Genomic DNA, 13,192 nt, shown 5'->3' with positions numbered 1-13,192 from the left:
ATGTTGGACCTCGCGGCCATCCGTGCCGACTTCCCGATCCTCAAGCGCATCATGCGCGGGGGAAACCAGTTGGCGTACTTGGACTCCGGCGCGACCTCGCAGCGTCCGCTGCAGGTGCTCGACGCCGAGCGGGAATTTCTGCTGACCTCCAACGGCGCGGTGCATCGCGGGGCGCACCAGCTGATGGAGGAGGCTACGGACGCCTACGAGCAGGGGCGGTCCGACATCGCGGCCTTCGTGGGCGCCGACGCCGACGAGCTGGTGTTCACCAAGAACGCCACCGAGGCGCTCAACCTGGTTTCATACGTGCTGGGCGACAACCGTTTCGAGCACGCCGTCGGGTCCGGCGATGTCATCGTGACAACCGAGCTCGAGCACCACGCCAACCTGGTCCCGTGGCAGGAGCTGGCCCGGCGCACCGGGGCGACGTTGCGCTGGTACGGCGTCACGGATGACGGGCGCATCGATCTCGACTCGCTGCAACTCGACGAGCGAGTCAAAGTGCTTGCGTTCAGCCACCATTCGAACGTCACCGGCGCCGTCGCGCCGGTGGGCGAGCTGGTCGGGCGCGCCAAGGCCGTGGGCGCGCTGACCGTGCTGGACGCCTGCCAGTCGGTGCCGCACCGGCCGGTCGATTTCCATGCGCTCGACGTCGACTTCGCCGCGTTCTCCGGCCACAAGATGCTGGGCCCCACCGGGATCGGCGTGCTGTACGGGCGTGGCGAGCTGTTGTCGTCCGCGCCGCCGTTTCTCACCGGCGGTTCGATGATCGAGACGGTCGCCATGGAGGTCAGCACCTACGCGGCGCCGCCGCAGCGCTTCGAGGCCGGCACCCCGATGACCTCCCAGGTGGTCGGATTGGCAGCCGCCGCACGCTATCTCGACGCCATCGGCATGGACGCGGTGGAGGCCCACGAACGCGAGCTGGTCGCCGCGGCCATCGACGGCCTGTCCGGCATCGAAGGCCTGCGCATCGTCGGGCCGACGTCGATGGAGAACCGGGGCTCCCCGGTGGCGTTCGTCGTCGACGGCGTGCATGCCCACGACGTCGGCCAGGTGCTCGACGACGACGGCGTGGCGGTGCGGGTGGGCCACCACTGCGCGTTGCCGTTGCACCGCCGGTTCGGCGTGGCGGCCACCGCGCGGGCGTCGTTCGCGGTCTACAACACCCACGACGAGGTCGAGCGACTGGTGGCCGGCGTGCGACGCGCGCTGGATTTCTTTGGGAGAGAATGACGTTGCGCCTCGAACAGATCTATCAGGACGTGATCCTCGATCACTACAAGCACCCGCAGCACCGGGGGCTGCGGGAGCCGTTCGGCGCGCAGGTGTACCACGTCAACCCCGTCTGCGGTGACGAGATCACCCTGCGGGTTGCGCTGTCCGACGACGGTGAAACCATCACCGACGTCTCGTACGACGGGCAGGGCTGCTCGATCAGCCAGGCGTCGACGTCAGTGCTGACCCAGCAGGTGATCGGCCGCAGCGTCGGGGAGGCACTCAAGACCACCACCGCGTTCAGCGAGATGGTGTCCTCGCGCGGCACGATCGACGGTGACGAGGACGTGTTGGGCGACGGGGTCGCGTTCGCCGGCGTCGCAAAATATCCGGCGCGAGTGAAGTGCGCACTGCTCGGCTGGATGGCTTTCAAGGACGCCCTGGCTCAGGCCAGCGCAGGCTTCGAGGAGGACCAAAAATGAGCGAAACCACCGCACCGAACGACGAGTTCCTCGCCGACGTCGAGGAGGCGATGCGCGACGTCGTCGACCCCGAATTGGGCATCAATGTCGTCGATCTCGGCCTGGTTTACGGCCTCAACGTGGAGGAGGGCGACGAGGGAACCGTCGCCCTGATCGACATGACGTTGACGTCGGCGGCCTGCCCGCTGACCGACGTCATCGAGGACCAGTCGCGCAGCGCGCTGGTCGGCAGCGGTCTGGTCGACGACCTGCGGATCAACTGGGTGTGGAACCCGCCGTGGGGACCCGACAAGATCACCGAGGACGGTCGCGAGCAGCTGCGCGCCCTCGGCTTCACCGTCTGAGTCCCGCGCGCCCCTTTACAGGTGGAAGGGGAGGTGGGGCAGGTGCAGGTGGTGGTGCGGATGCCCCATCGGCGGGCACGTCTCCAGGCTGATGGTCATCGCGTGCAGCACGCCGGCGTCCTGAGTTCCCTGCGCCCCCATGCACTTTCCGTTCGTGATCGCCTGGGCGTCCGAAGCCGTCTGCTTCTGGTAGGACGTCGTGTCCGCGACCGTCACGTTCGTGGGCGTCGGTTGGGGACCGATACCGCTGACCGCGATGGTGTTGCCGGAGACCGAGCTGACCGTGCCGTAGAACCCGGCCGGCGGCGGGCACTTGCCGTCGACGGCCGGGGTGACCGTCACCGATTGGGCGGTGACCGCGCCGGGGGTGGGCGCGCTCTGTGGGGTGGCGCGCACGTTGACGCAGCTGCCGGGGGTGACGTCGGCGAGCTGGGCCGGCGAGGTCTCGACGACCCTGGTCTGCGGCGTGAAGTCCACCGTGGCCGACCCGGTCCGTGTCCTGAGCTGGATCGTGCCGCCGGACACCGACTGGACCAGGCCCTCGACGTAATCCTTGGCGGGAGGCGGCGGAGCGGGGGCCGGCGGCGGCACCGGGTCGGCGGCCGGGCTCCGCGGGGTCGCCGTCACGGTCGGTTTCGCGGTGGTGCCGGTGTTGCTTGCCGTGCCACCCGAGTGGCACATGGCGACGCTCAGCGCGATGAAAGCCACGACCGTGACGAGCGCGATCTGGGCCAGCCGAGGCTTCACCGTGCTGGCAGACATCGACGCGGCTCCGATCGTGAGGCGGGTGGGAGCGGGGTACCCGCTCGCACCCGAACATTCACTCTCCCGTAACCGGGATCACCCGCGCGGCTTGCCCGGGCACTTCCCGTCGACGGCCGCCCGCACGTTGATGCTGGTCGCCTGCAGCGTGCCGCCGTTGTCCAGGCTGCCGCGCGCGTTGATGCACTTGCCCTGTGCGATCGCGTCGGGCGTGGCGGTCGCCAGCTTGGAGTACTTGGTCTGATCGTCGACGGTCACGGGCGTCTGCGTGCTGTTACCGCTGGCGTCGGTGCCCGCGACGGTGATGGTGTTACCGGTCACCGACGCGACCGAGCCCAGCAACGGCTTTGGCTTGGCGGGCGCCGGCGACGGTGAGCCGGAAGGCGGCGGCGTGGTGGTCGAACCCTGACCGGACCCTTTGGCCGGAGGGCAGGTGCCGTTGACGGAGGGGCTGACGCGGACCGACGCCGCGGTGGCCGGCTGCCCGCTCTGGATCTCCTTGGTTGGCCGCACAGTGACGCAGCTGCCCTGGGTGACGTCGCTCAGCGTGGCCGGAGCGACCTCGGTGATCTTGGTTGTGGACGTGAAGTTGATTGCGGCGTTGCTGTTGTCTTCTTTCGTGACCTGGATCGAGTTGCCGGCGACCGACGCGATCAGCCCGCTCACCTTGGCCTCGCCCTGGGGCGGTGCCTGCGAGGTGGCGGTGGAGGTCACCGTCGACGTGGAGGTGGATGTCGACGTCGGAGCCGACTGGTTCGACGAACCGCAGGCGGCGACGGACAGCGCGGCGGCCCCCGTGACGGCGAGGATGGCGAAGCGGGTGAGTCGAGGAGCGGGACAGCTTGCTGATATCAACGTTTTCCCCCATTCGTGAGTTGGACCACGAAAAGGTGTACCCGCTCGAGCTGTGCCGGAACTGTGAAGCGTCAGAACGCGTCTTCGGAGACCCGCATGATGTCGTCGTCGATGGATTCGAGGACCCTGCGCTGCGCGGTCAGCCGGGGCAGCATGTTCTTGGCGAAGAACTTCGCCGTCGCGATCTTGCCCTGATAGAAGCTCTTGTCGCTCGCGGAGGGCGCGTCGGACAGTGCGGCGTGGGCGATGCCGGCCTGCACTAGCAACCGCCAGCCGATGAGCAGGTCGCCGACCGCGAGGAGGTAGCGCACCGATCCCAGCCCCACCTTGTAAATCTCGGTCGGGTGCTGCGTGGCCGACATCAGGTAGCCGGTCAGCGCGGCCGTCATCGCGGTGACCTCGTCCAGCGCGGTCTGCAGCAACTCGGCCAGCGGTTTCAGGTCGCCGTCGCAGGCGTCGATGGTGTTGCTGATCTGCGCCACCACAAACTGCAGGGCCTGTCCGTGGTCGCGAACGATCTTGCGGAAGAAGAAGTCGAGCGCCTGGATCGCGGTGGTGCCCTCGTAGAGCGAATCGATCTTGGAGTCGCGGATGTACTGCTCGAGCGGGTAGTCGACCAGGAAGCCCGAGCCCCCCAGCGTCTGCAGCGATTCGGTCAGAACCTCATAGGCCCGCTCCGAGCTCACCCCCTTGACGATCGGCAGCAGCAGGTCGTCGATGCGGTGCGCCATGTCGGCGTCGGCACCCGAAACCCGTTGTGCCACATCAGGATCCTGATGCGCGGCGGCATACATGTAAAGCGCCCGCAGCCCCTCGGCGTACGCCTTCTGGGTCATCAGGCTGCGACGTACGTCGGGGTGGTGCATGATCGTGACACGCGGCGCGGTCTTGTCGGTCATCTGGGTGAGGTCGGCTCCTTGCACGCGCTCCTTGGCAAACGCCAGCGCGTTCAGGTAGCCCGTGGAAAGGGTGCCCGCGGCCTTCACCCCGATCGTCATGCGGGCCTGCTCGATCACGGTGAACATCTGCGCGATCCCGTTGTGCACGTCGCCGACGAGGTAGCCGACGGCGGGCACGTCGCCGTCGCCAAAGGTCAATTCGCACGTCGGCGAGGACTTGATGCCCATCTTGTGTTCCAGCCCGGTGGCGAAAACGCCGTTGCGGGAACCCAGTTCGAACGTTTCGGGGTCGAACAGATACTTCGGCACATAGAACAGGCTCAATCCCTTGGTGCCCGGGCCGGCGCCCTCCGGCCGGGCCAGCACGAGGTGGAAGATGTTCTCGGCCGTCTCGCCCACGTCGCCGCCGGAAATGAACCGCTTGACGCCCTCGATGTGCCAGGTGCCGTCGGGTTGTTGGGTGGCCTTGGCGCGGCCCGCCCCGACGTCGGATCCGGCGTCGGGCTCGGTGAGCACCATGGTGGCCTGCCAACCGCGCTCCACACCCATTGCGGCCCAACGCTTTTGCTCTTCGTTGCCCTCGACGAAAAGCGCCTGGGCCATGAAGTAGCCCAGGCAGAAGAAGTTCGCCGACGGGTTAGCGCAGATAATCATCTCGTTGACCGCCCACACCAGCGGCGCCGGCGCCGACATGCCGCCGATCTCCTCGTCCAGGTTCAGCCGCCACCATTCGGCGTCCTTGATCGCCTGGACCGTCTTGGCCAGCTCGTCCGGCACGCTGATCGAGTGTGTGGCCGGGTCGAACACCGGCGGGTTGCGGTCGGCGGCCGCGAACGACTCCGCAACCGGACCCTCCGCCAGGCGAGCGGCCTCGGACAGGATCGTTCGGACGGTGTCCTCGTCGAGGTCGCTGTAGCTCCCGGTGCCGAGCACGGCGCCCAGTTCGAGAACCTCGAACAGGTTGAACTCGAGATCGCGGACGTTTGCGATGTAGTGCCCCAACGCGGTTCCCTCCCGCCCGATACGTCAGCGCCAAGTCTGTCGGACGCGGGAAAACGTACGCAACCGTAAGTAGGGGCCGCTACCGCTACCCGTGCGCGCCGTTTACGCCGAACAGCAGCCCGCGCTGGCCGCCGGTGCCATTGGGATGACCGCCGGCCCCGCCGTTGCCGATCAAAATGGCGTTGCCGCCGTTGCCGCCGTTGATGTTGGCGTTGCCTCCTGCTCCGCCATTGCCGATCAACCCGGCCTGGCCACCCTGCCCACCGATGCCGCCCATCGGGGCGGCGCCACCGTCACCGCCGCTGCCGACGAAAAACCCGCCGGTGCCGCCGGCTCCGGCCTGGCCGGCGTTGGATGCGAGTCCGCCGGTGCCGCCTTGGCCGAACAAGTAGGCCCTACCGCCGTTGCCGGCAACGCCGAGGGAGGTGCCGCCGCCGTCGCCTCCGTTTCCGTACAGAAGGCCGCCGTTGCCGCCAGCCCCGCCGGCTCCCATTCCGTTAGGGCTAGTACCGCCGGCGCCGCCTGCTCCGAACAACAATGCGGAGCCGCCGAGGCCGCCGGAGCCACCGCCGCCGCCGCTGGCGCCCCCGGCGCCGCCGCCGCCGAAGAACAGACCGCCAGTGCCGCCGGCGCCCCCGTTCGCTCCCAGCCCACCCACACCGCCGGCCCCACCGAAACCGAAGAGGCCCGCGTCGCCGCCCCGGCCGCCAGCCTGCCCGCCGTTGCCATCCGCGCCACGCCCGCCGTTGCCGAACAAGATTCCGCCGGCCTCGCCGTTCGCGCCGGGCGTAGCGCCGTTGTTCCCGTTGCCGATCAGGGGCCGGCCGAGCAGCAGCCGGGTCGGCTCGTTGATCAGGTCAAACAGCGGCTTGAGGGGGTTGGTGCCGGCGGCTTCGGTGGCGGCGTACGCTGCGGCGCCGCCGAGCAGGTTTTGCACGAATTGGTCGTGAAACGCAGCGATCTCGGCGCTGAGCGCCTGATAGCTCTGGCCGTGCGCGTCGAACACCGCGGCGATTGCGGCGGACACCTCATCGGCCGCGGCGGCAGGCACTGAGGTCGTCTGGGCCGCCACCGCGGAATTGACCTCGTTAATTGCCGAACCAATCCGGGCGAGATTCCCGGCTGCCCCTGACACCAACTCCGTATCCGCGACCAGAAATGACATCCCGCACCTCCCGGTGATGCGTCAGCGACTGCAGAATCCTATCGCGTATTCAGCAGCTGTGGAGTACGAAATTGTTTGCTGCCGTCGGGGTGGATTTGATGGCTCAGGCAGGCGACTCGCGTCGTATTTCGGGCCCGCGGCTTGGATTGCTGCCCAGGTGAGAGCAAACGCGGGAACATCACGTCAGTTACCAACGTTAAGCGCACTGTGACTACACGCGATCTCACTGCTGAGCAGTTCAACGAGACCATCGAGGGCAACGACATCGTGCTGGTCGACTTTTGGGCCTCCTGGTGCGGCCCATGCCGCCAGTTCGCCCCGACGTTCCAGGCGTCCTCGGAGAAGCATCCCGACATCGTCTACGCCAAGGTGGACACCGAGGCCGAGCAACAGCTCGCGGCGGCCGCCCAGATCCGGTCCATCCCCACGCTGATGGCCTTCAAGAAGGGCAAGCTGCTGTTCAACCAGGCCGGCGCGCTACCGGCGGCGGCCCTGGAGGACCTGGTCCAGCAAATCAAGGCCTTCGACATCGAGGCGGCCGAGGCCGCCCAGGCTGAGCAGGCCTAAACCAGTTGCCGCTGCAGCGCGGCGACGTCCCACAGCGGCGCCCCGCCGCGGCCTTCGGCGACGCGGAGGTAAATCGACTTCAGCGTCTCGAGGTAACGCGTAACCGACTCGCGGGCGACCGGGTTGTCGGGGAAAAACACCATCGCGTGCGTTTCCTTTTCATACCGGTTGACGCGTAAGTCGAATCGAGCCGGGACCCCGCCGTCGTGATGGATCTTGATGTTGGAACCGCCCCACTCCGACTTCACGATGGTGGACAGGGGAGGGCTGCTGGCGTCGAGGTGGAACAACAACGGAACGCGCCCTTGCGGCATCCGCAGCCACGGCGCCAGTTCCAGCACGCGAGAGAACGGCACGTTCGCCAGGGCCTTGCCCGAATCGAACGACTGCTGCGCGGCGCGCACGGCGGCACCGAACGATGACGAGCCGACGGGGATGGTGATCGGGACGAAGCCGGTGAACCAACCGATCGTCAGGAACTCGTCCCGAGAGCCGCGGGTGTCACAGGCGACAAGCCCGTAATACGTTTCGGCGCCGGTCAATTCGTACTGCGCGAGGGCCGCGGACGCAAACACGCCGCCGCTGAAGCGGCCGCCCGCTGCTATGCACGCGTCTTCGAAATCGGCCGTCTGATGTTCGTCCATCAGCCGGACGAACATCAGGTCGCAGGCCCCCGACCCGTCGCCCAGCGACACCGGGCATTCCGGCAGGGTGCCGTCATTTTGTTCGAAGAAGTCCACCCAGGCCTGCACCTGCGGGGAATCCAGCGTCAGGGCCGAGGTGTATTCGTGTTGCTGGACACAGTATTTCTCGTAGCTGCCCGCGGCCGGAAGCGCCGGCGGCGCGCCGCCGGCCAGCAGCGAGGTATACATCAGATACAGCTCCATGCGGATCGCGCCGAGAAACTGCGCGTCGATGTAGAGATGGTCGATGCTGAAGCAGAAGGTGAAGTGGTCCGCGCGCTGGATTACCGCAAAGCGGAAGCAATCCCATTCCAACGGGCTCGGCGTTGCCACGATGTGCTCGCGAAATTCCTCCGGCGTCATGTCGTCGTGCTTGACCGGAACGCATTGGATATCGGCCGGATTGCCAACCGTGTGTCGCAAAATCCGGTCACCGTCGGCAAACTCGAACCAGCTGTGATACGTGTCATGCCGGCGAAGATGCGTGTTGATGACGTAGGTCAGGACCCGGATGTCGCAGCGGCCGGCCATGTCCCAGCTGCCGATGCACAGCCTCGACATGTCGAGCCCGCGGGCGGCGTGGTCAACGAAATTGCGCAGGTGGCGGGCTTGTTGGTGGCTGGCCGGGACGGCGCTTACCGGGGCTTGCCGGACCTTGTTGAGCGAGGCCGGCGAAGGATGCCAGCACACGACCGCCCCCGGGTCTGGCAACCAGTCATGGATTGCCCCGAACGCCTCTTCGCCTGGGATGAACACATTCCCTCCCTAGTCTGCTTCATCGCCTGGACACAGCGGATTCATAGCTCTACCATTGCTTTGCCGAACGGCGTTCCTACCTCCACTGGCCGGATCCGGTTGCGGGACAGCACATTTGAGCGCCAGTGCCCTGCTTTTGTCGCCCGCGCAAGACATCTCAACGGGCCGTAGCTGACACGCGCCCAATGGTGGCTAAAGATAGCAGACCAAACCAAGCGCCGTGGGGCGTTTCGACGACATTTAACGTACGGTCGCGTACCGAAACCCGACCCGCGGGGCCGCGGCGCAATCGCCCCGAAGTACGAACGCGACCCTGCCCGTTCCCGGTAGAGTCGCGCCCATGTGGGGCACGGTGCTGGCATTGGCACTGGTCGCGGGGGTAGACCCGGGACGACTCGGCGTCGCCCTCCTGCTGTGTTCGCGGCGACGGCCCGTGCTCCATCTTGTTGCCCTCTGGCTGGGCGGGCTGGCGGTCGGCGTGGCCCTGGCCCTAGGCGCGCTCGTCGGGTTGCACGACGTCGCGCTCGGGGTGATGGATCGGGTGGAGGTCGCCACCTCGAGTTCCACAGCGGGGCGGATTCAGGTCGCGATGGGCGTGCTCGCGCTGGTGATCGCCGCGTCGATCGCGATTGGTGGTTCGGTGCGCCGCCCGGTGGCGGTGCCCGCCGGCGCCCCCCTTCACCAGGCCGAACCCACGGCATTCTCGCGGATATCGGCGCGCGCCCTGCAGGCGCTGCAGGCCGGCCCGCCGTGGATCACCTTCCTCGTCGGGGTGGGGTTGACGACCGACTTCCGCTACCTGGCGGCGCTCACCGTCATCCTGGCCTCCGGGGCCGCCCTGGGCACCCAAATCAGCGCCGCCGCGGCGTACACGCTGGTGGGCCTGGCGTTTGCTGAAATCCCGCTGGTCTGCCATTTGGCGGCGCCGGCCCGGACCGGTGCGACGATGTCGCGCGTGCACGACTGGGTGCAGGCCCGCAGGCGGGCGGTCCTCGGGATCGTGGTGGCGGTCCTGGGCGTTTTCCTGATGACGACCGGCCTGGGCCACGTCTGACCCAGCACGCGTTACCTTTCACGGGTGAGCCTGGTACTGGTAGAGCAACCGCGGCCCGGAGTCGCGCTGATAACCCTCAATCGGCCCGAACGGATGAACTCCATGGCCTTCGACGTCATGGTGCCGCTGAAAGAGGCCCTCGAGAAGGTCACCTACGACAATTCCGTGCGCGTCGTGGTGCTGACCGGGGCGGGCCGAGGGTTCTCCTCGGGCGCCGATCACAAGTCCGCAGGCACGGTGCCGCACGTCGCCGGGCTGACCCGCCCGACGTACGCGCTGAGGTCGATGGAGCTGCTCGACGACGTGATCCTGGGGCTGCGGCGGTTGCACCAACCGGTGATCGCCGCAGTCAACGGCCCCGCCATCGGCGGCGGGCTGTGCCTGGCCCTGGCCGCCGACATCCGGGTCGCCTCGACCAGTGCCTACTTCCGGGCCGCGGGCATCAACAACGGACTGACCGCCAGCGAACTGGGGCTGTCCTACCTGCTGCCCAGGGCCATCGGGTCGTCGCGCGCGTTCGAGATCATGCTGACCGGCCGCGACATCAGCGCCGAGGAGGCCGAGCGCATCGGGCTGGTGTCCTGCCAAGTGCCCGACGCCCAGCTGCTGGACACCTGCTACGCGATCGCCGCGCGGATCGCCGCGTTCTCGCGCCCGGGAATCGAGTTGACCAAGCGCACGCTGTGGAGTGGACTCGACGCCGGTAGCCTGGAGGGGCACATGCAAGCCGAAGGCCTAGGACAGCTCTTCGTCCGCCTGCTCACCGCCAACTTCGAGGAAGCGGTTGCCGCGCGCGCGGAGAAGCGGCCACCGGTTTTCACCGACGACAAATAACCAGCACACAAGGGAGCGGATGTGATCACGGCCACGGACCTCGAGGTCCGCGCTGGTGCGCGCATCTTGCTCTCACCCGACGGCCCGGACCTGCGAGTGCAGCCCGGCGACCGCATCGGGCTGGTCGGCCGCAACGGGGCCGGCAAGACCACGACCCTGCGCATCCTGGCTGGCGAGAGCCAGCCCTACGCCGGATCGGTGGCCCAGATCGGCGAAATCGGTTATCTCCCACAGGATCCCAAAGAGGGAGATCTCGACGTCCTGGCCCGCGACCGAGTGCTGTCGGCCCGCGGATTGGACGTGCTGCTCACCGATTTGGAGAAGCAGCAGGCGCTGATGGCCGAGGTCGCCGACGACGACGCGCGGGACCGCGCGATCCGTCGCTACGGGCAGCTGGAGGAGCGCTTCGTGGCGTTGGGCGGCTACGGCGCCGAGAGCGAGGCCGGCCGCATCTGCGCGAGTCTCGGCCTGCCGGAACGGGTGCTGACGCAGAAGTTGCGCACGCTGTCCGGCGGGCAGCGCCGCCGCGTGGAGCTGGCCCGCATCCTGTTCGCCGCGTCCGATAGCGGCGCCGGGTCGTCCACCACCCTGCTGCTGGACGAGCCGACCAACCACCTCGACGCGGATTCGCTTGGCTGGCTGCGCGATTTCCTGCGGGCGCACACCGGCGGGCTCGTGCTCATCAGCCACAACGTCGAGCTGCTCGCCGACGTCGTCAACCGGGTGTGGTTCCTGGACGCGGTGCGCGGCGAGGTCGACGTCTACAACATGGGCTGGCAGAAGTACCTCGACGCCCGGGCGACGGACGAGCAGCGCCGCCGCCGCGAACGCGCCAATGCCGAGCGCAAGGCGGCGGCGCTGCGCACCCAGGCCGCCAAGCTGGGCGCCAAGGCCACCAAAGCCGTTGCGGCGCAGAACATGCTGCGCCGCGCCGACCGGATGATGGCCGCGCTCGACGAGGAACGGGTCGCCGACAAGGTGGCCCGGATCAAGTTCCCCACCCCGGCCCCGTGCGGACGCACGCCACTGGTCGCCAAGGGGCTTTCCAAGTCGTATGGGTCGCTCGAGGTGTTCAGCGGTGTCGACCTCGCCATCGACCGCGGCTCGCGCGTGGTCGTGCTGGGCCTCAACGGGGCGGGCAAAACCACGCTGCTGCGCCTGCTGGCCGGCGTCGAGACCCCCGACAGCGGGGCCCTTGAGCCGGGACACGGTTTGCGGATCGGATATTTCGCGCAGGAGCACGACACGCTCGACAACGACGCGACGGTCTGGGAGAACATCCGGCACGCCGCGCCCGAGTCTGGTGAGCAGGAGCTGCGCGGCCTGCTCGGGGCGTTCATGTTCAGCGGTCCGCAGCTCGACCAACCGGCGGGGACGCTCTCCGGCGGCGAGAAGACCCGGCTCGCGCTGGCCGGCCTGGTGGCCTCCACGGCCAACGTGCTGCTGCTCGACGAACCCACCAACAACCTCGATCCCGCGTCGCGCGAACAGGTGCTCGACGCGCTGCGCAGCTACCTCGGCGCGGTCGTGCTGGTGACCCACGACCCGGGCGCGGCCGAGGCCCTCGACCCGCAACGCGTCGTGCTGTTGCCCGACGGCACCGAGGACTACTGGTCCGACGATTACCGGGATCTCATCGAACTGGCCTGATTTCGCCAAATCGGCCCGCGGCCGGCGACGGCTTCTTACTCTATGTGCTTGGGGATCGAGCCCACAGCATGGAGGGGACGTTGAAGACCGCAGTGCGCAAGCCGAAGAAGACGCGCGAGCAGATGTTGCACGAACTGCGCAACGCCTACGAGGGCGGCGCCAGCATCCGCAAGCTGGTGGCCACCACCGGCAGGTCGTACGGATCGGTTCACAGCATGCTGCTCGAGTCCGGCACCACGCTGCGCGGTCGCGGCGGCCCCAACCACACTTCGGCCCGGCGCCAGTCCGCGCGGGCGTAGCGTCACTGCGAAGTTACGTCCCCTCATTCGCAGTGGCGTTACGCCTGCGCCCCAGACTCCTTGCGCCGCACCGACTTTTCCACCAGATCGAGGACCGCGGACAGCCGGCGCGGATCCTCACCGGATGCCAGCCGGGCCACCAAGCCGTCGAGCACCAGTTCTAGGTAGCACTGCAGGACGTCGCCGGGAACGTCGTCGCGTACCCGGTGCGCCTCCTTTTGCCGGCGCAGCCGATCGGTGGTCGCCGCCGCAAGTTCAGCGGAGCGATCCGCCCAGCCCTGGCTGAAAACCGGATCGTTGCGCAGCTTGCGCGCGATCTCCAACCGGGTCGCGAGCCAGTCGAATTGGTCGGGCGCGGCGAGCATGTCGCGCATCACCTGGATCAGGCCCTCCCGGGACGCCACGTCGGCCATCCGCTCGGCGTCCTCGTGCGCCAGCGCGAAGAACAACGCGTCCTTGTCGCGGAAGTGATGGAAGATCGCGCCGCGCGACATCCCGATCGCCTTTTCCAGCCGGCGCACCGTGGCCTTGTCGTAGCCGTATTCGGCGAAGCAATGTCGGGCACCGTCGAGGATCTGGCGGCGGCGAGCCGCCAGATGGTCCTCGCTGACTTTTGGCACAG

Annotated in this window: 14 protein-coding genes and 1 pseudogene; 9 read left to right on the top strand and 6 right to left on the bottom strand. The window is 68.0% G+C overall.

Going from position 1 to position 13,192, the window contains the following annotated elements:
• The 3 genes and pseudogenes from N415_RS10250 (at window position 1) to N415_RS10240 (ending at window position 2,044) form a co-directional block, all read left to right on the top strand.
• Entirely contained in the window at window positions 1-1,236 is a 1,236-nt protein-coding gene (locus tag N415_RS10250) for a cysteine desulfurase (protein ID WP_068180517.1), read from the top strand.
• Window positions 1,233-1,716: pseudogene (gene sufU / locus N415_RS10245) on the top strand (Fe-S cluster assembly sulfur transfer protein SufU); the annotation flags it as partial. The gene N415_RS10250 and the pseudogene sufU, both read left to right, overlap by 4 nt.
• On the top strand, window positions 1,697-2,044 hold the full coding sequence (locus N415_RS10240; protein ID WP_066929521.1) for a metal-sulfur cluster assembly factor: 348 nt from the start codon (window positions 1,697-1,699) through the stop codon (window positions 2,042-2,044). The pseudogene sufU and the gene N415_RS10240, both read left to right, overlap by 20 nt.
• A gap of 15 nt (window positions 2,045-2,059) precedes the next feature.
• Here N415_RS10240 and N415_RS10235 read toward each other — a convergent pair whose 3' ends face one another.
• Together N415_RS10235 and N415_RS10230 are read right to left on the bottom strand one after the other, a co-directional pair.
• Window positions 2,060-2,806 carry a DUF5666 domain-containing protein gene (locus N415_RS10235; RefSeq protein ID WP_193376426.1) on the bottom strand — a complete coding sequence of 249 codons (747 nt, stop codon included), beginning with the start codon at window positions 2,804-2,806 and terminating at the stop codon, window positions 2,060-2,062.
• Between the two features lie 78 nt (window positions 2,807-2,884).
• Window positions 2,885-3,520: a DUF5666 domain-containing protein gene (locus N415_RS10230; protein WP_239645494.1), complete on the bottom strand. Its 636-nt coding sequence runs from the start codon at window positions 3,518-3,520 to the stop codon at window positions 2,885-2,887.
• Between N415_RS10230 and N415_RS32620 the strand changes: the two genes are divergently transcribed.
• A complete protein-coding gene (locus N415_RS32620) occupies window positions 3,510-3,680 on the top strand; it encodes a hypothetical protein (protein ID WP_231982174.1) in 171 nt (56 codons plus the stop codon). The two genes, N415_RS10230 and N415_RS32620, sit on opposite strands and share 11 nt — an antisense overlap.
• Window positions 3,681-3,732: 52 nt before the next feature.
• Here N415_RS32620 and N415_RS10225 read toward each other — a convergent pair whose 3' ends face one another.
• Together N415_RS10225 and N415_RS10220 are read right to left on the bottom strand one after the other, a co-directional pair.
• Window positions 3,733-5,562, bottom strand: coding sequence for an acyl-CoA dehydrogenase (locus N415_RS10225; RefSeq protein ID WP_068180514.1), 1,830 nt, complete (start codon window positions 5,560-5,562; stop codon window positions 3,733-3,735).
• 85 nt (window positions 5,563-5,647) lie between these two features.
• On the bottom strand, window positions 5,648-6,727 hold the full coding sequence (locus N415_RS10220) for a PE family protein (RefSeq protein WP_068180511.1): 1,080 nt from the start codon (window positions 6,725-6,727) through the stop codon (window positions 5,648-5,650).
• Between the two features lie 177 nt (window positions 6,728-6,904).
• On the opposite strand from N415_RS10220, the gene trxA reads away from it, so the two are divergent.
• A complete protein-coding gene (trxA, locus tag N415_RS10215; protein ID WP_255342521.1) occupies window positions 6,905-7,294 on the top strand; it encodes a thioredoxin in 390 nt (129 codons plus the stop codon).
• Here trxA and N415_RS10210 read toward each other — a convergent pair.
• Complete coding sequence (locus N415_RS10210; RefSeq protein ID WP_239645493.1) at window positions 7,291-8,733, bottom strand: condensation domain-containing protein; 1,443 nt, start codon at window positions 8,731-8,733, stop codon at window positions 7,291-7,293. The two genes, trxA and N415_RS10210, sit on opposite strands and share 4 nt — an antisense overlap.
• A gap of 340 nt (window positions 8,734-9,073) precedes the next feature.
• Here N415_RS10210 and N415_RS10205 point away from each other — a divergent pair, with 340 nt between their 5' ends.
• The 4 genes from N415_RS10205 (at window position 9,074) to N415_RS10190 (ending at window position 12,570) form a co-directional block, all read left to right on the top strand.
• The gene (locus N415_RS10205) at window positions 9,074-9,787 is read left to right on the top strand and encodes a GAP family protein (RefSeq protein ID WP_068180505.1); all 714 of its coding nucleotides are present in this window, start codon (window positions 9,074-9,076) and stop codon (window positions 9,785-9,787) included.
• Between the two features lie 24 nt (window positions 9,788-9,811).
• Window positions 9,812-10,621, top strand: coding sequence for an enoyl-CoA hydratase (locus N415_RS10200; RefSeq protein WP_068127110.1), 810 nt, complete (start codon window positions 9,812-9,814; stop codon window positions 10,619-10,621).
• Window positions 10,622-10,642: 21 nt separating this feature from the next.
• The gene (locus N415_RS10195; RefSeq protein ID WP_068180502.1) at window positions 10,643-12,271 is read left to right on the top strand and encodes an ABC-F family ATP-binding cassette domain-containing protein; all 1,629 of its coding nucleotides are present in this window, start codon (window positions 10,643-10,645) and stop codon (window positions 12,269-12,271) included.
• A 92-nt stretch (window positions 12,272-12,363) separates the two neighbouring features.
• Window positions 12,364-12,570 (top strand): helix-turn-helix domain-containing protein, encoded by a 207-nt coding sequence (locus tag N415_RS10190; RefSeq protein ID WP_068180575.1) that lies wholly within the window; start codon window positions 12,364-12,366, stop codon window positions 12,568-12,570.
• A 38-nt stretch (window positions 12,571-12,608) separates the two neighbouring features.
• On the opposite strand, the gene N415_RS10185 is transcribed toward N415_RS10190, so the two are convergent.
• Window positions 12,609-13,190: a TetR/AcrR family transcriptional regulator gene (locus N415_RS10185; protein ID WP_068108368.1), complete on the bottom strand. Its 582-nt coding sequence runs from the start codon at window positions 13,188-13,190 to the stop codon at window positions 12,609-12,611.
• Between the last annotated feature and the right edge of the window lie 2 nt (window positions 13,191-13,192).

The organism is Mycobacterium sp. UM_CSW (assembly GCF_000455205.1).
Taxonomy (GTDB): domain Bacteria; phylum Actinomycetota; class Actinomycetes; order Mycobacteriales; family Mycobacteriaceae; genus Mycobacterium.
This window is presented reverse-complemented; position numbering and strand designations above follow the sequence as displayed.